Consider the following 19,888-nt stretch of genomic DNA (forward strand, 5'->3'; position numbering starts at 1 on the left):
CCGGTGGACGGTTCAGTCGTCGACGAGCGCGGCGAAGGACTCGCCGCGGCGGAGCTGATCGACGAGGTCGAGCACGGCCGTCCGCCCGCCGTGGGCCACCACCCACCGGTGGACCCGGCAGGCGGCCCTGGCGTACACCTGCTCGTCCGCGCCGGCGGCCCGCAACCAGTCGGTCAGCGTCTCCGGTAGCGGCCCCGGCGCGGTGTCCCGGCAGCGGTCCGGCGCGCTCGGCGGCGCGAGGTACCGCCGGTCGTCGGAGACCAGCACGGCGAGCCCCTCGTCGAACCACTGGGGAACCTCGTCGCGGCGGGAACCGAGGCGCGCGTGGAACTCCACGTGCGAGAGTTCGTGCGCGGCGATCTCCGGGGAGATGCCGCGGGGCGAGAGCATCAGCGCCCGGTTGCGGATCGCGATCCCGCGCTCGCCGCCGCCACCGATCCGCCCGTAACAGTCGGACGTGAGGCAGGCGAGCACCGTCGGGTCGCTCTTGCGCCCCTGGTAGAAGTCGTCGACCCGCCGGCTCGCGTCGCGGTACACCTCGACCAGCCGGCGCCGGTCGGCGTCCGGCAGGTCGGGTTCGGCGTAGAGACCGTCGCGCACCGGCACCAACCCGTAGCAGCGGGGGCAGGTGGTGGCGGCCACCGACGGGTACGCCAGCGCCAGCGCTGCCGTCGCGGTCACCGTCAGGACGACCACGGCGGCCACCACCCGGCGCCAGCGCCGCCACCGGCCCGGTCGAGCGGGCATGCGCACTCCTCGCCCGGCCGGCTCAGCCGACCTGACTGTTGTCCTTGAGCGCGCCCCACCCGTGCCAACGGTCGATCTCGATCGACGCGCTGACCCGACCGCGCTCCCGCCGCGGGTACGGCTGCCCGGTGTAGTGCCGGGCGAGCCGGTCGATGTCCGCCAGGTCCGTGTCGTCGCGCAGCTCCACCACGTGGCCGACGATGCTGAGGTGGGTGTACCAGCCCTGCTCGTCCAGCACGGTGAGGGTGACCCGGGGATCGTTGCGCAGGTGGCCCAGCCGGCGCCGCCCCTCGTCCATGTTCACCAGGATCCGGCCGTCGTCCCACAGGTACCAGGTGGCCGCGGAGACCGGCTGGCCGTCGGGGCGCAGCGTGGCGATCACGGCGGGGTTCGGCTTGCGGAGCATGGCGACGGCGGGCTCGGGCAGCGGTGGCTTCGACATGGCTCTCCTCTTCGCGGCAGCGCTGTCCCCGCACTGTACGTACCGGCCGTGTCCCGTGCAGGGAAACGGGTCCGGAGCCGGACGGCTCCGGACCCGGTCCCGTGCCGTCAGGAAGCGGTGCAGCCGACGTTGCCGGGCGCGGTGCCGCCGTCACCGGTGGCGGTGAACCCGAAGGTGGTCGACGCGTTCGGGGCCAACGTGCCGTTGTAGGGGGCGTTCCGGACCTGGACGGTGCCGGTGGTGCCGGTGTTGACGCCGCCCCAGAGGCTGCTGATGGCCTGGCCGTTGGCCAGGGTCAGGCGGGTCGTCCAGCCGTTGATCGTGGCGGTGGTGTTGTTGGCCACCGTGACCTCACCCTGGAAGCCGCCCGGCCAGGTGTTGATCGTGCGGTAGCTGGCCGCGCAGCCGGTCGGCGGGGGAGTCGTCGGCGGCGTGGTCGTGGGCGGGGTCGAGGTGGGCGGCGTGCTCGTGGGCGGCGTGCTGGTCGGCGGCGTGGTGGTGGGCGGCGTGGTCGACGTGAACTGGCTGAAGAACCGCCAGATCTCCCCGGAGGTCCAGGTCCGCGAGTCGTTCGGGCTGCCCGACCCGTCCACCGGGCTCGGCGTGTGGTCGCCGTCGAAGGCGGCCCACTGCACCGGGTAACCCGCCCGGCAGCCGGAGTAGACGGTGGTGATGTGGGTGAAGCTGTTCAGGGCCGGCTCACGGGGGGTCTGCCCGGTGCAGCCGTTGTTGCGGACGAACGTGTCCCGCAGCGACCGGCCCATGGAGATGTTCAGCACGCTGTCGTGGGTGCCGTGGATGCCGAAGTAGGGGACCGGCTGGGTGCCGCCGTTGCAGCCGCTCAGGTTGGCGCCGGACAACACCGCCACCGCGCGGATGACGGTGGGCCGGGCGCAGGCCACCGCGTAACTCATGGCGCCGCCGTAGCTCCAGCCGAGCGCGAACCGCTGGGTGGTGTCCACGCAGAGGTCGTTCTCGACCTGCCGGGAGATGTCGTCGAAGAGGGTGAGGTCCCGGCCGTTGGTGTTGGCCCAGCCGTTGTCGATGCCCTGCGGCGCGACGAAGATCGTGCTGTTGTTCGACAGCGGCAGGAGCCCGTAGTAGCCGGCCGAGGCGACGTTGTTCGCGGAGCCGTTCAGCCAGTGGAAGCCGAAGACGAGCCGGTAGGGGTGGTTCCGGTCGTACCCGTCCGGGATCCGCAGGATGTAGCTGCGGTTCTGTCCGCCGCTGGAGATGGTGCGCGTCCCGTTGCTGAGCGTGGGGGCCTTGCCGCAGCCGGCGGTCGCCGCGAGCGTGCCGTTCGTCGCGGCCTGCGCCGCGGGGCCGAGGCCGCCGCTCAGCACGCCGCCCGCGGCCGCCGCGAACAGCAGGGCCGCGGCGGCCAGGGATGAGAGAAGCGGGGTACGTTTCACGATTGCTTGCCTCCGTGCCGTCGATGTCTGGTGGCGGTGGTGTGTGCGCGTGGGCGCCCGGCGACCGCCGACGTGCCGCCGGAAGCGGAAGCCGTGCCGGGTCGCCTGCGAGGTGGCGGGGGAGAGCGGTGCGGCCGGGCCGGGAACGGGATCCGGCAGCGACCTCCGGTCGGCTGGCGTCGGCGGAACGGCCCGGACCGGTCACCGGCCGGTCGGGCGGCGGAAGAAGGCCGGTGCAGCGCCGTGCCGGTCGACCGGATCGTGGAAGCGTGCCCTGCGCTCCCGTGCCGAAAGATAGCAGGTTATCGATAACATCTTCAACCGGAAGTGTTCCGGTAATAACGCCGCCTCGGGCCGAAACTCTCGCCCGATCCCCCGAAACGCCTGCCCCGGAGGTGTGGTCCTCCACTGTGAGCGATCACATCATCGGACCCGGCCACTAGGGTGCGAGGCGTGCACATCCGTTTCGACGTACCCGCCGATCCCACCTACCCGGGCCGGGTGGCCGCCGCGCTCAGCGGCGTCCGGCTGCGCCTGTTCGGCCGCCTCGGCGCGGCGCTGGCCGCGGTCGGAGCGGTCGGTCTGGCCGCCGCGTGGGCGTTCGGGTGGGGCGTTCGGGCCGCGCCGCTGTGGACCTCGCTGCTCGTGGCCGGCGTGCTGTCGATGCTGTACGCGCCGTGGGTCCAGTGGCGGGCCCGCCGCCGCTCGGGTGACTACGCCGTCGAGGGTGGCTACGAGATCACCGACGACAACATCATGATGCGCAGCGGCTCGGAGTCCGCCGGCATCGCGTGGGACGGGGTGAGCCGGGTGACGGACACCCCGGAGTTCTGGATCGTGTACGTCGGCCGGATGCCGGCCACCGTGATCCCGCGCCGGTTGATGTCCGCCGGGGACGCCGAGACGCTGCGCGCGTTCCTGACCGGACGCGGCCTGCTCCGGTCCCGGTGAACCGGTCACCGGCCGTCCCTGGACTGCGGGCCGTGAGATACCAGGAATTCGAGGCGGCCGTCCGCCGGTTGGTCGCCGGTGCCCGCGACGAGGCCGTGCGCGCCTTCGGCGCCGAGACGGTGGCCCGGGTCGTCCGGGGCGACGAACTGACCGGGATCGCCGCCGCGGGTGACCTCGACGACGACGCGGCGGCGGCGTTCGCCGTCGCGCGGGCGAACGCCGCGACGGCCGGCGCGGCCGAACTGCGCGCGCTGCTCACCCGCATCGACGACGGCGTCGTCAGCGACGGGGACATGGATCCGGAGCTGCTCGTCGCCGTCTCGGCGCTCGAACACTGGACGACCTATCTGGAGACCGGCCGCCGCGACGAGATCCACGAGCTCGCCGTCCGCGCCGTCGAGCAGGTCGACCACCGGGTCCCGGCCGATCTCGACGACTTCCTGGCCAGCCCCGAGATGGCCGCCGAGCACGCGCGGATCGAGCGCCTGCTCACCGCGTGACGGCACCCGGCCAGGGGCCGCCGATCCCGGGACCGGCGGACCCTGGTTGCGCCGGCCGGCGGCGGGCATCGTACGGGTCGTGGGCCGGAGACTCCGGCGCGCGGAAGGGAACCATGACGGACCACGCACTTCCCGGCGGCACCTACCCGGTGGGCGACCTGACCCTCACCCGGGTCGGCTACGGCGCCATGCAGTTGGCCGGTCCGGGCGTGTTCGGGCCGCCCCGGGACCGGGCCGCCGCGGTCGCCGTGCTGCGCACGGCGGTGGAGCTGGGCATCCGGCACATCGACACGGCGGACTTCTACGGTCCGCACGTCACCAACGAGATCATCCGCGAGGCGCTCGCGCCGTACCCGGACGACCTGCACATCGTCACCAAGGTCGGCAACCGCCGGGACGCGCAGGGCGGCTGGCCGCCCGCCCGCACCCCGGCCGAGCTGACCGAGCAGGTGCACGACAACCTGCGACGCCTGGGTCTGGACGCGCTCGACGTGGTGAACCTGCGGGTCGGCGGCATGGACGCACCCGTGCCGGGTTCGATCGCCGAGCCGTTCGGCGCGCTCGCCGGCCTGCGGGAGCAGGGGTTGATCCGGCACCTGGGGCTGAGCACGGTCACCTCGGAACAGCTCACCGAGGCGCAGTCGATCGCCCCGGTGGTGTGCGTGCAGAACTTCTACAACCTCGCCAACCGGGGTGACGACGAGCTGGTCGACCGCACCGCCCGGGAGGGCGTCGCGTACGTGCCGTACTTCCCGCTGGGCGGCTTCTCGCCGATGCAGTCCGACGTCCTGGACCGGGTCGCGGCCCGGCTGGCGGTCACGCCGATGGCCGTCGCGCTCGCCTGGCTGCTGCACCGCGCACCGAACATCCTGCTCATCCCCGGCACGTCCTCGGTCGCGCACCTGCGCGAGAACGTCGCCGGCGCGGCCCTGGAACTGCCCGCCGACGCCCTCGCCGAGCTGGACGCGGTCGGCGCGTGACCCGGTCACGACGCCCCGGGGCGGCCGTGGGGCTGCACTAGGGTGGGCCCATGACGGCTCGTCTGGACGGGTTCGCCTTTCCACCCCGCCGCCCGGCCGAACGGTTGGGGGTGGCGGTGGTGAGTGAGCTGGTCGAGCTGATCGTCACCGGGCAGCTCGACGCGGGGCAACTCCTCCCGCCGGAGGGGCCGCTCAGCGAGCACTTCGGGGTGAGCCGGACGGTCATCCGGGAGTCGGTGAAGCGGCTCGAGGAGAAGGGCCTGGTGGTGGTCTCGCAGGGCCGGGGCACCCAGGTGGCCCGGGTCGGCTCGTGGAACATGCTGGATCCGGTGGTGCTCTCCGCGCTCATCGACAACGACGAGTCGCTTGGCGTCCTGGACGAGCTGACGATCGTCCGGGGCAGCCTGGAGGCGGCCATGGCGGGCACGCTGGCGAGCCGGCGTACGCCGGAGGAGCTGACCCGGGTCGAGCACGCGCTCGCCGTGATGCGCGAGATCCGGCACGAGAGCGACTCGTTCCGGCAGGCGGACGTGGTCTTCCACTTCACCGTCATGGAGCTGTCCGGGAACCGCCTGGCGGAGAACATCTGCAAGCGCCTCTACCGGCGGGCGATGGAGAGCAGCCGCTTCCACGGCATGGCGTACGAGAGCGCGTTCGAGTCGACGCTCGACGAGCACGCGCGGGTGGCCGACGCCATCGCCCGGCAGGACGTGGCCGCCGCCGAACGCGCCATGCGGGACCACATCGTCACCTCGTGGCAGCGGCGCCGGTTGGCGGGGCCGGGCGGCGGCCCGGCGCGCTAGCTCAGGAGTCGGGGACCAGCCGCAGGCCGGCGCGGTCGGGCCGGACGTGCGGGCCGGTCGCCGAGCGGGGCGCGTCGGCGGGCGCGAGGCGCTGCTCGTCGACCTCGATGCCCAGCCCCGGCCGGTCGCCGAGGACGATGCCGCCGTCCGCGATCTCCTGGTCCACGGTCAGCCCGATCGGCCAGGTGAGGTCCTGGACCTCGCACGACAGGTGGTTGGGCACCGCCGCGGCGGCGGCGGCCAGCGGGTTGGCGTGGTAGGCCACCGGGCTCACCGGCAGGTCCCGCCCGTGCGCGACCGCGGCGGTCCGCAGGAAGTGGGTGATGCCCCAGACGCTGCCCACCTGGACGACGTCGACGGCGTCCGCGTCCAGCAGGGGCCGGAACTGTTCCAGGCCGGTGAGGTTCTCGCCGGTGGCGACCGCCGCCCGGACGCCGTGCCGCACCGCCGCGAGGCCGGCCGCGTCCCACCGGCGGACCGGCTCCTCGACCCAGGTCAGGTCGACGGTGCGCTCCAGCGCGGTGACGAACCGGACGGCCTGGGCGCGGTTCCACGACTCGTTGGCGTCGACCATCAGCGCCGGGCGGCTGGTGTTGCGGCCGAGGATCTCCCGGACCGTCTCCAACCGGCGTCGGTCCCGCTCGACGTCGTGGCCGCCCTTGAGCTTGGCGGCGGTGAAGCCGCGTTCGGCGAAGCGCTCGTACAGCCGCGCGAGCGCGTCGTCGTCGAGGGCGATGTCGAGCCCGGAGGCGTAGCCGGGGACGAACCGGTCGGCGGCGCCGACGGTGCGCCAGAGCGGCTCGTCGGCCGCCTTCGCCTTGAGGTCCCACAACGCCATGTCGAGCGCGCCGACGGTGCCGAACGTCGCGCCCGCGTGGCCGGTCTTGAAGACCTGGTTCAGCATCCGGTCGTAGAGCGCCGGGGCGGCGCGGGGATCCGCGCCGTCGACCGCGCCGAAGACCCGCTCGACGTCCCCGTGCGGGCCGAGACCGACGCCTTCCAGGCCGACGTCGGTCTCCAGGATCAGCACGGGCACGTCGGTACGCGTCCGCGGCATCACCCCGTTGGCGTCGCCGATCAGCCGTCCCCAGTCGTGCGCGGTGGTGAGGCTGCGGTAGCCGGTGACCTTCACGTTCGTCTCCTCGCCGCCGCCCCGGTCAGCCCCGCAGGCTCCACTGCTGGTTGGCCCCGCCGTTGCAGGCCCACAGGATCAGCTTGGTGCCGTTGGTGGTGCCGGCGGCGTTGGCGTCCAGGCAGAGCCCGGACTGCTGGCCGGTGATGGTGCCGTTGGCGTTGACGGTCCACTGCTGGTTGGGCTGGCCGTTGCAGTCCCAGATGATCACGGCGGTGCCGTTGCTGGTGCCCTGGCCGTTGGCGTCCAGGCACTTGCTGCCGTACACCTGGAGCTGCCGGCCGGCGGTGACGGTGAAGCGTTGCCCGGTGGCGCCGCCGCAGTCCCAGAGCTGGACCTGGGTGCCGTTGGTGGTGGTCGAGTTGGGCACGTCCACGCAGCGGCCGGACTGGCCGCCGACGATCTGCTGGGCGGTGCCGCTCGGCGGCGGGGTGGTCGGGCCGCCGGAGCCCTGCGGGCCGGCGGCGTTCATCACGGTCTGCGCGCCGGCCGGCCAGTTGCCGTTGCTGACCGTCGTGTTGCCGTAGACCACGTTGCCCCGGTCGCCGTTGGTGACGTTGGTGCTGTTGTTCGTCGACCAGTTGTTGGTGAGCGTCCAGTTGCCCATGTTCTCGCCGCCCCAGTAGTTGGCGGTGGCCCAGGTTCCGGTGTTCGAGAAGACGTTGTTGGTGACGGTGTAGTACTTGGAGCCCTCGTCGAAGTAGACGCCGAAGTAGCCGTTGGTCCGCAGGCAGTAGTTCTCGCTGATCAACGCGTTCGGGTCCCAGCCCAGTGTGTAGATGCACCCGCCGTCGTTCATCTGCTGCATCACGTCGTGGACGTAGTTGCCGACCACGCGGTTGTTCGACGCGGTGGTCGGGGTGCTGTAGCGCGGCTGGTAGTTGTACAGACCACGACGGGCGTACTCGTTGTTGCCGCCGGCGTCGTTGGCGCCCCAGCCGTACCCGATCGTCAGGCCGGAGTACGGCAGGTTGTAGATCTCGTTGTGGCTGATCGTGGCGTTGGTGACGTACGTGGGCAGCACCGAGCTGATGCCGCGGTAGTCCAGGCCGAGGTCGTGGATCCGGTTGTTGCTGACGGTGATGTCCCGGTTGGTCATCCGGGAGTCGCTCGGGTGGTGCGCGTCGGCGCGCACGCCGCCGATGACGAAGCCGCCGGCGGCGTTGCGGGCGATCTCGGAGCGGGTGACGGTGATGTTGCTGGCGCCCAGCCCGACGCCGGTGGCGTGCGCGTTGGCGTCGTTGCCGATGCCCACGGCGGTCTGGCCCAGGTTGACGAACTGGGAGTCGCTGAACGTGATGGTGTTGGCGGCCGAGATCTGCACCGCGGCGGGCATCTGGGACCAGCTCGGTCGGGCGGCCTCGAACTGCTGGCAGCCGGAGGTGCAGGAGCCCCACGCGGGCCAGGACCAGTTTCCGGCGATGTAGGAGCCGGTCTGCTGGTCGACCCAGCCCTGGTTGCTGCTGGGGCCCAGCCAGCTCGTGCCGGTGAAGGTGAGGCCGGAGAACGCGATGTGGTGCGCCGGGCTGGCGTAGCTGCCACCCACGGTGACCAGCGACTGCGTCACCGGGAACTCGACGTCCACGGTGGACATGTTCTGCCCGGAGCGCGGGATGTAGTAGAGCGTGCCGGTGCCGGTGTCGACGTACCACTCGCCGGGGGAGTCGAGGAACTCGTACGCGTTCACCAGGTAGAACGGGCCGGCCCGGAACGGGTTCATCAGGGTGTCGTAGCCGAAGTTGTTGTTGTTCCAGGCCGGCTGCGCCATGGTGAGCAGACCGCCGCTGATGCTCTGCACCGGCGAGTACCGGTCGGTGAACGAGTTGATGCCCTCCACCTCGACCCGGTTGGCGTTGGCCAGGTTGTTCAGGTAGTTCAGGTTGCCGTTGGTGATCCGCAGGCCGGTGGCCGAGGCGCTGAAGTCCGACCGGCTCACCGCCGTCCGGGCCCGGGTGGCCAGTTGCCCGTCGACGTAGAGCTGCCGGGTGTTCTGCCCGGCGCCGACGCTCGCCCGCCAGATGTTGCGGCCGGAGTCGGCGACGGACCAGCCGGTCACCTGCTTCGCACCGCTGATCACCGGGTGCGCCCCGGAGGCGGCCTGCCAGCGCACGGTGTGGCCGTTGGTGCCGGAGTCGGCCGCGCCGAACGTCAGCGGCGACGTCACCCGGTAGACGCCGTCGGAGAGCTGCACCACGATGTCGTCCGACATGCCGCCGACCAGCGAGCGGACGGTGGCCTGGGCGGTGGACAACGAGCAGGGCTGGGCGGCGGTGCAGCCGCTGCCGGTGCCGCCGGGGGACGCGTACACGGTGGTGGCGGCGGCCGAGGCGGACGTGGCGAAGGCCGCGACGGCGACGCCGGCGATCGCCGTGGCCAGCGCGAGGCCGGTCACGGCCGACCGTCGCAGGGCGGATGCGTTCACGGAACCTCCAGCGGCGTCTATAGGTATGACGTCTCATGTTAAGCAGGTGTCAATATCGAAACAAGTCGATTGGCGGGCGGAAACGCGCGTTGACACCCGTCACCGCCCCGACCTAGGGTCGTCCCACCAGGTGAACCGATTCGACGACCGTTGCCGGGAGCGGGATGAACATCGGTGAGATCGCCCGGCGGGCCGGGGTGTCCCGCAGCACCGTGTCGTACGTGCTGAGCGGCAAGCGGCCGGTCTCGGCGGCCACCCGCCAACGCATCCAGGCGGTCATCGACGAGCTGGACTACCGCCCCAACGCCAGCGCGCGCGCTCTCAAGGAGGGCCGGACCCGCACCCTCGGCCTGGTCATCCCGCCCGCCAGCCGGCGCCTCACCGACATGCAGCTCGGCTTCGTCGCCAGCGTGGTCGAGGCCGCCGCGCGGGCCGACCTCGACGTGCTGCTGTCGCCGTCCGGCGGTGACCACGACCGGTCGTTCGAACGGATCGTGACCGGCCGCCGCGTCGACGGCGTCGTGCTGATGGAGATCCGGCTCACCGACGAGCGGGTGACCCGGCTGGAGCAGACCGGCCTGCCGTTCGTGACCATCGGCCGCACCGCCCGGCCGGCGGGCACGAGCTGGGTGGACGTGGACTACGACGGTCTCATCGCCAGTTGCGTGCACCACCTGGCGGACCTGGGGCACCGGCACGTCGCCCTGGTCAACCGCTCGGCGGAACTCGTCGCCGCCGGCTACGGTCCCGGCTGCCGGGCGCTGAGCGGCTTCGCCGCGGCGGTCGCGGAACGCGGTCTGACCGGCGTCGACGTCTGCTGCGGCGACGACGTCGCCGCCGGTGAGGCGTGCATCGAGGAACTGCTGGCGACCCGTCCCGAGGTCACCGCGGTGGCCACCGTCAACGAGGCGGCGCTGCCCGGCATGCAGCGGGCGCTGGAGTCCGCCGGGCTCGTGGTGCCGCGCGACTTCTCGCTCACCGGGGTCGCCGCGCGGCACTGGGCGGAGAACCTCCGTCCGCCGCTGACCGCCGCGGACGTGCCGATCGTCGACATGGGCGCGGAGGCGGTGTCGCTCCTGCTGGAGCGGATCGCCGCGCCCGGGACCGCGCCACGGCACCGGCTCTACCGCCCGCCGGTCTCGCTGCGCGCCAGCACCGGCCCGGCGCCGGCGCGCCGCGCCGCGTCCTGACCGCACCCGGGCCTTCCGCTCATCCCCGCCGCCGCCGGTCGTCACCGGCGAGCAGCAGGTAGCCGCTCGCGGTCCAGGTGTACGCCCGGTCCCGCAGGCCCGCGCCGGTCTTGGCGTCGAAGTTCTCGGCGAAGCCGGACCGTTCGCACAGCAGCCGGAACCGCCGGCTGACCTCGTCGGCGAGCGCGACGTGCCCGGCCCGGCGCAGGCCGTCCTCGATCAGGACGGTGGCCGGGGCCCAGATCGGGCCGCGCCAGTACCCGTCGGCCACGTGGTGCGGTGAGTCGAGTGGCTCGGTGGCCAGCCCGTGCTCGGTGAGGTGGGCCTCGATCCGGCGGGCCAGCGTGGCGGCGACACCGGCCGGGAGCGCCTCGCCGAGCACGATCGGCATGAGGTCGAGCAGGCTGGTGCTGGACCTGGTCCGCCCGGTCCGCGCGCTGCGCGCGGTGAACCGCTCCCCGGTCCACAGCTCGTCCAGCAGCGCGTCGCGGACCTCGCCGGCGACGTCGGCCCACCGCGCCGCCTCCGCCGGGCGGTCCAGTTCGGCGGCCAGCTCCGCGAGGCACTCCACCTGCGTCACCAGCAGGGCGGCGAGATCGGGCGCCTCGACCACCCGGTCGTCGTCGAAGGTCGTGGCGTTGTCCCAGCCGCTGTCGTTGCCGTGCTGGTAGTGCGGCAGCCGCCGGCCGGGCGCCCGCCGGTGGTCCAGCCAGAACGTGGTCCACCGGGTCAGCCGCTCGTAGACCTCGACCAGCTCCGCGCGCGGCACCGCGCGACCGGACCGTCGCCGCAACTGCCGCCACGCCCAGCCGTGTACGGGCGGCTTGACGAAATTGTGCAGGACCTCCGAGTGCGTCACCGAGTCGGGCAGCGCGCCGGCCGGATCCTGATGGTCGAACGGCAGGTGGAACTGGTGCCGGGCGAGGTCGGTCCGGCCGGCCGCCAGCGCGAGCGCGTTGAAGCAGTGGTCCCAGCTCCACACCTTGTTCATCCAGTGCTTCGACATCAGCGTGGCGGGCCGGGTGAGGAAGCCGGCCGGCGCCACCGTGGCCGACCACAACACGTACCCGGCCAGCTCGGCGGCCGGGGTCGCCGGGCCGCGCCACGGGGCGACCGCCTCGACGAACGCGGTGAAGTCCGCGTCGGCGGCGGCGACCAGGTCGTCGAAGTCCGCGTCGGCCGCGTACGGTCGGCGGGCCGTCGCGTACTCCTCGATCGCCACCTCCCACGGCCGGTCGGCCGGCAGGACCAGGCCGCGGGCCGCGGTGCCGAGCGCCTGCGTGCCGACCGCCTCGGCGGCGCCGGTGAGCACGGTGACCCGGTACCGGCGGCCGGTCTCGTACGAGGTGAACACGAACGCGGCGTCCACCGGGTCGTCGTAGAGGTACGTCCCGCTGAACGGGGTCAGCGTGGCGGCGGCGGCGCTGATCCGCAGCCCGGCCCCGCGGCCCCGGAGCCGGAGCGTGTCCGGGCCCGCGTAGGTCACCTCGACCCGGCCGTGCCGGTCGTGCCAACTCAGCAGCGCCGGCCGGGCCGTCACCTCGGCGTCGGCCGGCGGGGTGAACCGGAGCACCGGGTGCATGCCGTTGCGGTGCGAGACCAGGTGCAGGTCGTCGGCCCAGGTGTGCTCGGCGACCACGGGGGAGACGCTGAGCCAGGACCCGTAGTGGCTGAACGGGATCTCCCGGACGGAGAACGTCGGGCCGGAGGGGGCGACGGTCATCTGCGGTGACTGCCTTTCTGTGGTGCGGACGGCTCACTCAGTCCTTGACCGCGCCGGCTGTCACGCCCGCGGCGACGTACCGCTGGGCCACGATCAGCAGGACGGTGGCGGGGACGGAGGCGATCACGGCGGTCGCCATGATGGCGTTCCACTGCTGGTTGTTGTTGCCGATGTAGCGGTAGATGCCGAGGGTCACCGGCCGCGCGGCGCCGCCGGCGTCCAGCGTGGACGCGAACAGGAAGTCCGACCAGGCCCAGAGGAAGGCGAACAGGGACACCGTGATGATCGAGCTGCGGCTCAGTGGCAGCACCACCGACCGGAACGTCCGCCACCGGCCCGCGCCGTCCACCACGGCGGCCTGGAGCACCTCGCCCGGGATGCCGGACATGAACGCCGTGAAGATCAGCACGCCGAACGGCACGGCGATGGTGGAGTCGGCCAGCACCAGACCGGCCGCCGAGTTGAGCATGCCGAGCCGGAGATAGATGGCGTAGCACCCCATCGCCATGATGATCCCGGGAATCATCTGCGCGATCAGCAGCACGAACCGGAGCACGCCGCCGCCGACCGGGCGCAACGTGGCCAGGGCGTAACCGGCGGGCGCGGCGAGGGCCACGGTCAGCGCCACCGTGCCGAGCCCGATCAGCAGGCTGGTGCCGAGGTACGGCAACTGGTCCCGCAGCACCACCTGGTAGCCCTCGACGGTGCCGTGCGTCGGGAACAGGTGCGGCGGGTCGGCGCGCAGGTCGGTGTCCCGGGTGAGGGACACGTTGACCATCCAGTAGACGGGGAACAGCATCAGCGCGGTGAACACCACCCCCAGGCCGGTACGCCACCAGCCGCCCCGGCCCCGCCCGCTGCTCACCACCGCTGCCTCCGCTGGGCCCGGACGTAGGCCAACCCGAACCCGAGGGCGACCACGATCAGCAGGTTGCCGACCGCCGCGCCCGGCCCGAACTCGGGCAGCAGGCTGCCGAAGCCGAGCCGGTAGGACCAGGTGGCGAACGTCGTGGACGAGTCGGTCGGACCACCCCGCGTCATGATCCAGATGATGTCGAAGACCTTCAGCGTGTAGATCAGCCCGAGCAGCAGGGTGATCGCCGACACCGGACGCAGCAGCGGGAACGTGATCCGCCAGAACCGTTGCGGCCCGCTCGCCCCGTCCAGCGCCGCGGCCTCGTACACGTCGACCGGGATCGCCTGGAGGCCGGCGTAGAGGACCACCAGGTTGAACGGGACGCCGATCCAGATGTTCGCGATGATGACCGAGACCAGCGACCACCGCGGCGACGTCAGCCAGTTGACCGGGTCGACGCCGAGCGCGCCGAGCGCGGCGTTGACCACGCCGGCGTCGCTGTTGAGCATCCACGACCAGGTGGAGGCCGAGACGATCAGCGGCAGCAGCCAGGGCACGAGGAACAACGCCCGCAGCGTCGCCGACAACGGGAAGTGCCGGTGGAAGAAGACCGCGAGCGCCAGCCCGATGGCGAACTGGAACAGCAGCGACACCGCCGTGAACACCGCCGTGTGGGCGAGCGCCGGCCCGAACGTCGGGTGGGTCAGCACATCCCGGTAGTTGTCCAGCCCGGCGAACGGGGCGCCGCCGGAGACGAACGACCGGACCGTGTAACGCCGCAGGCTCAACTCGACGTTGCGGTAGAGCGGGTAGGCGTAGAAGGCCAGCAGATAGATCGTGACCGGGGCCAGGAACGCCCACGCCGTCCACCGGTCGGTGCGGTTTCGGCTCATGGAGCTACTTGGCGACCGCGCCCTGGGCGGCGGACAGCGCCGCCCGTGGCGTCTTCGCACCGCTGAGCGCGCCCTGCACGGCGGTCCAGAGCTGCTCGGAGATCTTCGGGTACCGCGTGCCGAGGTCGTCGCCGGTGCGGCCCTTGGCGGCGTTCACCGCGTCGACCCACACCTTCAGCGCGGGATCGGCCGCGACCTGCTTCTGTTGCACGGCCGCCACCGGCGCGACGTACGACAGCGTGGTGTCGGTGGTCAGCAGGTTGTCCGGGCTGGTCAGGCAGGACACCAGGCGGCGCGAGACGTCGTACCGGCCGGTGTCGCGCTGCACCGGGACGGAGACGAACTCGCCGCCGGTCGGGGCCGGTGCGGTACCGCCGGCACTGGCCGGCACCGGGATGATCCCGTACGCGAAGTCGAGCTTCTCGGCGTTGGCGCGCTGCCAGGTGCCGTTCTCGGCGAACGCGAAGTCACCACCGGCGAACTCCTGCCAACTGGTCGTCTGGGTGTTGTTGATGACGGAGTTCGGCGCGTACCCCCGGGTCAGCCAGTCCTTCCACAGCGTCAGCGCGGACACCGCCGGCGGCGAGTCAAGCGCGGTGAGGCGGGCGCCGGAACCCCAGAACCAGGGCAGGAACTGGAAGCTGCCCTCCTCGGTGCCGATCGCCGAGAAGGTGATGCCCTTCTTGCCGGCGGCCGTGACCTTCGCCAGCGCGGCGGTCAGCGAGGGCCAGTCCGTCACCGACGCGACGTCCACGCCGGCCCGACCCAGCAGATCCTTGTTGTACCAGAGGGCGAGCGTGTTGGCCCCGATCGGGACGCCGTACGCCCTGCCGTCGAGCCGGCCGGCGCCGAGCAGGTTGGGCGCGGACGCGGAGGTGTCCAGCCCGGTCTCGTCCGCCGAGGTCAACGCGCCGGCCTGGGCCAGCGTCGAGATCACCGGGTTGTCGATGATCAGCACGTCGGGTGAGTTGCTCTGCTGGGCCGCGAGCAGCGCCTTGTTGGTCAGGTCGGTGGTGTCGTAACCGGTGCGGCGCACCGTCACGCCCGCGGCGCTGCCGCAGCTCTGGAGCAGCTTCTCCCAGTCGGATCCGGCGGCGAACTGCGGATACGGGTCCCAGATCGTGTACGCGGCCCCGCCGGTGCCGCGATCCGGGCCGTCCGTCGCGGCGCAGGCGCCGCCGGCGAGGACGAGAGCGGTCAGAGCGGCGCCGGCCACGCCCCGCCGCCACGCGGATGTCGTCATGGTGTGCCCCCTCGGCAAGCGGTGGGCGAATCGGTTCGACCGAACATAGGCCGCTCCGGCAAGACGGTCAAGATGTTCGATGCCTGCTCAGGAAACACCGATGTCACGGCCGGGTCATCGCGTTGACATTTATCGATGTCAACGCCTAAGCTGCGCGGCGAATCGATTCGCCAGGACGTCCTCCGCAGCATCCCCGCCCTGCCGAAGGAGTCACCAGTGGACCTCCCCCGCCCCCGGGCACCCCGGATCCGTGGCCTCGCCGCCCGGATCGCGGCCGGCGCCGTCGCCGTCGTCTGCTCGCTCGCGGTCGTCGCGGCCCCCGCCCGGGCCGCCGACGAGTCGCTCACCGTCACCTTCTCCACCGCGCTCGGTACGCCGACCTACCGTGGCTCGGGCTGGATCTACGGGATGACCGAGAACGGTCAGAACCCGCCGGACAACTACTTCCGGGACGTGCGGTTCCGGGCCATGCGCGCCGGGGGCGCCCAACTGCCGGGCCAGGGCTGGGTCGGCGGTGGCTACGACCGCCGGTGGAACGCCACCGTGGCGCAGGCCCGACGCACCGCGGCGCTGGGCGGCACGTTCGTGCTGCTCGACCACGACCTGTGGGGCGCCGACGGCGCCGCGATCAGCCGCTTCCCCGGCGACAACGGCGACTGGAGCGACTACGACCGCTTCCTGGACCGGCTCTTCGCCGACGTACGCGCGGCCGGCATCACGGTGCAGTGGGACATCTGGAACGAGCCGAACATCAGCCTGTTCTGGAACCGGCCCCAGTCGCAGTACTTCGAGCTGTGGCGACGCACCTACCAACGCATCCGCGCCACGTTCCCGGGCATGCTGATCGTCGGGCCGAGCTGCGCCTGCGTGCCGTCCACCAGCGGGTGGTGGACGCAGTACCTCGACTACGTCAAGGCCAACAACGTGGTGCCCGACATCTTCAGTTGGCACTCGCTGCCCGGTGACCCGGTGGCGAACGTGGCCACCGCCAACCAGACGCTCGACTCCCGGGGCATTCCGCACCCGCGACCCCACCAGATCAACGAGTACGGCGCGTCCAACCAGCAGAACCCGGCCGGCGGGGCGTGGTACCTGGCCCGGCTGGAACGCGCCGGCGCGGACGGGCTGCGGGCGAACTGGGCCGGCGGCCAGAACCTGCACAACGATTTGGCCAGCCTGCTCACCCGAAACTCCAGCGGGCAGTACCAGCCCCGGGGCGAATGGTGGGCCTACCAGTTCTACGGTTCGATGACCGGCCAGATCGTCGCGGTCACGCCGAGCGCCTCCTACGACGCGTTCGCCACCCGCGACGCCGGCTCGGCGAAGATCCTGGTCGGCGGCAACTCGACCACCGGCAACGTCACCCTCAACCTCCAGCGGCTCGACGCGACCAGCGGGATCGTGGTGAACAACCAGGTCCGGGTGGTGGTGCAGAACATCCCGTACAACAACGGCGGAGCCGTGGCCGGCCCGGTCACGGTCCGGGACAGCGTGGTGACCCTGGCCAACAACGGCACGACGGTCACCGTGTCGCACGCGAACATCAACGACACGTCCACCGTCACCCTGCTGCCGCCCGGCGGCGGCGGACCCACCAACCAGAACGTCCAGATCGTCGGCGGCCAGTCCGGCCGGTGCGTGGACGTGCCCGGCTCCACCACCACCAACGGCGCCCAGGCCCAGCTCTGGGACTGCAACGGCGGCGCCAACCAGCGCTTCAGCTACACCACGGGCAAGCAGCTCACGGTGTACGGCACCAAGTGCCTGGACGCCTCCGGCCAGGGCACCGCCAACGGCACCGCGGTGGTCATCTGGGACTGCAACGGCCAGGCCAACCAGCAGTGGAACCTCAACGCCGACGGCTCGATCACCGGTGTGCAGTCCGGGCTGTGCCTGGACGCCAGCGCGTTCGGCACCACCAACGGCACCAAGGTCCAGCTCTGGCAGTGCCTCAACGGCGCCAACCAACGCTGGACCCTCCGAAGCTGACATGCAAGGCGGGGCCCCTTCTTAACGCTTGCGGTATAGGAAGGGGCCCCGCTTAACACGTCAGCGCCAGCTCCACTGCTGGTTGGCGCCGCCGTTGCAGGCCCAGAGGATGAGCCGCGTGCCATTGGCGGTGCCGGCGGCGTTGGCGTCCAGGCAGAGCCCCGACTGCGCGCCGGTGACGGTGCCGTTCGCATTGACGTTCCACTGCTGGTTGGCCTGGCCGTTGCAGGTCCACACGATCACCGCGGTGCCGTTGGTGGTGCCGGCCCCGTTCGCGTCCAGGCACAGGTTGCCGGCCAACTGCAACTGCCGGCCGGAGGTGGCGGTCCAGAGCTGCCCGGACTGCCCGGCGCAGTCCTGCAACTGCACCTGCGTACCGGAGGTCTGGGTGGGCGCGGTGACGCAGCGGCCGGACTGCCCGCCGGCGAGCTGCCGGGCGGACGCCGGTGGCGGCGTGGTCGGCGGGTTCGTCGGCGTGGTGCCGTCGAACTGGGTGAAGAACCGCCAGACCACCGCCTGGGTCCAGGACCGCTCGCCGGGTGCGAACGGGTCGGCGGTGCCGTCCACGGCATTGGGGGCGTGCGGCCCGTCGAACGCGGCCCAGGCGACCGGGTAGCCGGCCCGGCAGCCCGAGTAGTAGGTGACGACGTGCGTCAGGCTGCCCTGCGCCGGCTCGGGCGGATTCTGCGGGGTGCAGCCGTTGTTCCGGACGAACTGGTCACGCAGCGAACGCCCCGCCGAGATCGGCAGCGTGCCGTCCCGCAGCCCGTGAATTCCCAGGTACGCGATGGGCTGGGTGCCGCCGTTGCACCCGCTGAGGTTCGCGCCCGAGTAGACCGCGACCGCGCGGAACACGTTCGCCCGGGCGCACGCGAGGGCGTAGCTCATGCCGCCGCCGTAGCTGAAGCCCATCGCGTACCGCTGCGTGGTGTCGACGCAGAGGCCGGCTTCGAACGTGCGGACCATGTCGTCGACGAAGGTCAGGTCCTGACCGTTCGGGTTGGCCCAGCCGTTGCCGTTGCCCTGCGGCGCCACGAAGATGGCGCTGTTGTTGGCCAGCGCCCGGACCCCGTAGTAGGACCAGGGATAGCCGCTGGTCCCGCCGGAGTCGACGTCACCCGCGGTGCCGCCGTTCCAGTGGAAGCCGAAGATCAGCTTGTACGGGCGGTTGTTGTCGTAGTTGTCGGGGATCCGCAGGATGTACGAGCGGTTCTGGCCGCCGCTGGAGATCGTGTGCGAGCCGCTGGTCAGCGCCGGCGCCTTGCCGCAGCCGGCGGTCGCCGCCAGCGGGCCGATGCCGGTGGTGCTCTGCCCGGCGGCGAGCGCGACGCCGCTCATGGCGAGGACCAGGCCCGCCACCCCCGCGACGACACCCATGACGAGTCGATGTCTCGGCATGGCGTGCTCCTTCCTTCGTAAGAGTTAAGCGGGGCCCCTTCCTCTACCGGAGGCGTTAAGAAGGGGCCCCGCCTTGCACCTCAGCTGCGGGTGGTCCAGAGCTGGTTGGAGCCGTTGTGGCAGTCCCACAGGTTGATCCGCGTGCCGTTGGCGGTGCCGTAGCCGGCCGCGTCCAGGCAGCGACCGGACTGCACGCCGCTGATCGTGCCGTTGGCGTTCACGTTCCACTGCTGGTTGGCCTGCCCGTTGCAGTCCCAGATGATGACCGCGGTGCCGTTCGCGGTCCCGCGCCCGTTCGCGTCCAGGCACTTGTTGCCGAGCACCTGCAACTGCTTGCTGGCGGTGTACGTCCAGCGCTGCATGGTGCCGCCCCAGCAGTCGTACAACTGCACCTGGGTGCCGTTGGTGGTGCTGCCGTTCGGCACGTCCAGGCACCGCCCCGAGCCGGTGCCGACCAGTTGCACGTTCTGGTAGGTGCCGCCGCTGTTACCCGGGGTGCCGATGCTGCCGGACACCGACTGCAACGCGGCGTACCAGACGGCGGCCATCTTGTCGTAGCCGGTGGCCGTCGGGTGGATGCCGTCGATCAGGTCGGCGGTGGTCAGCGCCGCGTGCTGGTCGACCAGGTGGACGCGCTTGCCGGCGTTCACCTTGGACTGCACGATGCCGGGCAGGGCGGCGTTGAACGTCCGCACCGCCGACTCCTGGCCGGCGTTGGCCAACGGAATGATCTGCGCCACGAACACGTCGGCGTTGGGCGCCGTCGTGGTGATCCGGTCGACAAGCGTGGAGAGCCGGTTCGGCGCGGTGGAGACGTTGTAGTTCTGCAGGATGTCGTTGGTGCCGATGTGCAGCAGCACGGTGCGCGGCTGGTAGGTGTTGAGCCAGCCGGTGATGTTGGCGTCGATCTGGTCGATCCGCCAACCCGGGTGGCCCTCGTGGTCGTGGTCGCCGAGGTTGCCCGGCCCGTTGAACTGGGAGCCGACGAAGTCGACCCGGTAGCCACCGGCGGCGAGCCGCTGCCACAGCCCGATCCGGGAGCCGCCCGGGACCTGGGTGCCCTCGGTGATCGAGTCACCGAGCGGCATCACCCGCACCCCGCCGTTGGACTCGGCCGCCGCCGGGCCGGCCGGGGCCAGCACGCCGGTGACCGACAGGGCCAGCGCCGCGACCGCGGCGAGCCATTTTCCGGTACGCAATGTCCACT

17 protein-coding genes are annotated in these 19,888 nt (G+C 71.9%); 6 read left to right on the forward strand and 11 right to left on the reverse strand.

The window, feature by feature from the left end:
• Nucleotides 1-12: 12 nt before the first annotated feature.
• The 3 genes from ACZ6O5_RS15935 to ACZ6O5_RS15945 form a co-directional block, all read right to left on the reverse strand.
• Complete coding sequence (locus ACZ6O5_RS15935; RefSeq protein ID WP_465977778.1) at nt 13-747, reverse strand: hypothetical protein; 735 nt, start codon at nt 745-747, stop codon at nt 13-15.
• A gap of 22 nt (nt 748-769) precedes the next feature.
• The gene (locus ACZ6O5_RS15940) at nt 770-1,189 is read right to left on the reverse strand and encodes a PPOX class F420-dependent oxidoreductase (protein WP_431934486.1); all 420 of its coding nucleotides are present in this window, start codon (nt 1,187-1,189) and stop codon (nt 770-772) included.
• A gap of 107 nt (nt 1,190-1,296) precedes the next feature.
• A complete protein-coding gene (locus ACZ6O5_RS15945) occupies nt 1,297-2,604 on the reverse strand; it encodes a CE1 family esterase (protein WP_465977894.1) in 1,308 nt (435 codons plus the stop codon).
• 450 nt (nt 2,605-3,054) lie between these two features.
• Here ACZ6O5_RS15945 and ACZ6O5_RS15950 point away from each other — a divergent pair, with 450 nt between their 5' ends.
• From ACZ6O5_RS15950 to ACZ6O5_RS15965, 4 genes are all read left to right on the forward strand, one after another.
• Nucleotides 3,055-3,552, forward strand: a complete 498-nt coding sequence (locus ACZ6O5_RS15950; RefSeq protein WP_465977780.1) for a YcxB family protein — start codon at nt 3,055-3,057, stop codon at nt 3,550-3,552.
• A 32-nt stretch (nt 3,553-3,584) separates the two neighbouring features.
• Nucleotides 3,585-4,052 carry a hypothetical protein gene (locus ACZ6O5_RS15955; protein WP_465977782.1) on the forward strand — a complete coding sequence of 156 codons (468 nt, stop codon included), beginning with the start codon at nt 3,585-3,587 and terminating at the stop codon, nt 4,050-4,052.
• Nucleotides 4,053-4,165: 113 nt separating this feature from the next.
• Nucleotides 4,166-5,032 (forward strand): aldo/keto reductase family oxidoreductase, encoded by an 867-nt coding sequence (locus tag ACZ6O5_RS15960; protein WP_465977784.1) that lies wholly within the window; start codon nt 4,166-4,168, stop codon nt 5,030-5,032.
• A 50-nt stretch (nt 5,033-5,082) separates the two neighbouring features.
• Nucleotides 5,083-5,835: a FadR/GntR family transcriptional regulator gene (locus tag ACZ6O5_RS15965; RefSeq protein ID WP_465977786.1), complete on the forward strand. Its 753-nt coding sequence runs from the start codon at nt 5,083-5,085 to the stop codon at nt 5,833-5,835.
• Nucleotide 5,836: 1 nt separating this feature from the next.
• On the opposite strand, the gene ACZ6O5_RS15970 is transcribed toward ACZ6O5_RS15965, so the two are convergent.
• On the reverse strand, nt 5,837-6,967 hold the full coding sequence (locus ACZ6O5_RS15970) for a mandelate racemase/muconate lactonizing enzyme family protein (RefSeq protein WP_465977788.1): 1,131 nt from the start codon (nt 6,965-6,967) through the stop codon (nt 5,837-5,839).
• Between the two features lie 25 nt (nt 6,968-6,992).
• Nucleotides 6,993-9,389 (reverse strand): RICIN domain-containing protein, encoded by a 2,397-nt coding sequence (locus ACZ6O5_RS15975; RefSeq protein ID WP_465977790.1) that lies wholly within the window; start codon nt 9,387-9,389, stop codon nt 6,993-6,995.
• A gap of 164 nt (nt 9,390-9,553) precedes the next feature.
• Between ACZ6O5_RS15975 and ACZ6O5_RS15980 the strand changes: the two genes are divergently transcribed.
• Entirely contained in the window at nt 9,554-10,579 is a 1,026-nt protein-coding gene (locus ACZ6O5_RS15980) for a LacI family DNA-binding transcriptional regulator (protein ID WP_431937450.1), read from the forward strand.
• Between the two features lie 19 nt (nt 10,580-10,598).
• Here the strand turns inward: ACZ6O5_RS15980 and ACZ6O5_RS15985 are convergent, their stop codons facing one another.
• From ACZ6O5_RS15985 to ACZ6O5_RS16000, 4 genes are all read right to left on the reverse strand, one after another.
• Nucleotides 10,599-12,302 (reverse strand): amylo-alpha-1,6-glucosidase, encoded by a 1,704-nt coding sequence (locus ACZ6O5_RS15985; protein WP_465977792.1) that lies wholly within the window; start codon nt 12,300-12,302, stop codon nt 10,599-10,601.
• 37 nt (nt 12,303-12,339) lie between these two features.
• Nucleotides 12,340-13,101, reverse strand: coding sequence for a carbohydrate ABC transporter permease (locus tag ACZ6O5_RS15990; protein ID WP_281936237.1), 762 nt, complete (start codon nt 13,099-13,101; stop codon nt 12,340-12,342).
• A 62-nt stretch (nt 13,102-13,163) separates the two neighbouring features.
• Nucleotides 13,164-14,051 (reverse strand): carbohydrate ABC transporter permease, encoded by an 888-nt coding sequence (locus tag ACZ6O5_RS15995; protein WP_465977794.1) that lies wholly within the window; start codon nt 14,049-14,051, stop codon nt 13,164-13,166.
• A gap of 4 nt (nt 14,052-14,055) precedes the next feature.
• Nucleotides 14,056-15,294, reverse strand: coding sequence for a sugar ABC transporter substrate-binding protein (locus ACZ6O5_RS16000; RefSeq protein ID WP_465977796.1), 1,239 nt, complete (start codon nt 15,292-15,294; stop codon nt 14,056-14,058).
• 216 nt (nt 15,295-15,510) lie between these two features.
• Here ACZ6O5_RS16000 and ACZ6O5_RS16005 point away from each other — a divergent pair, with 216 nt between their 5' ends.
• Nucleotides 15,511-17,283 carry a ricin-type beta-trefoil lectin domain protein gene (locus tag ACZ6O5_RS16005; RefSeq protein WP_465977798.1) on the forward strand — a complete coding sequence of 591 codons (1,773 nt, stop codon included), beginning with the start codon at nt 15,511-15,513 and terminating at the stop codon, nt 17,281-17,283.
• A gap of 60 nt (nt 17,284-17,343) precedes the next feature.
• Here ACZ6O5_RS16005 and ACZ6O5_RS16010 read toward each other — a convergent pair whose 3' ends face one another.
• Together ACZ6O5_RS16010 and ACZ6O5_RS16015 are read right to left on the reverse strand one after the other, a co-directional pair.
• Nucleotides 17,344-18,681 carry a ricin-type beta-trefoil lectin domain protein gene (locus tag ACZ6O5_RS16010; RefSeq protein ID WP_465977800.1) on the reverse strand — a complete coding sequence of 446 codons (1,338 nt, stop codon included), beginning with the start codon at nt 18,679-18,681 and terminating at the stop codon, nt 17,344-17,346.
• A gap of 80 nt (nt 18,682-18,761) precedes the next feature.
• The gene (locus ACZ6O5_RS16015; RefSeq protein ID WP_465977802.1) at nt 18,762-19,880 is read right to left on the reverse strand and encodes an RICIN domain-containing protein; all 1,119 of its coding nucleotides are present in this window, start codon (nt 19,878-19,880) and stop codon (nt 18,762-18,764) included.
• Nucleotides 19,881-19,888 lie beyond the last annotated feature (8 nt).

It is taken from the genome of Micromonospora sp. NPDC049201 (assembly GCF_055586805.1).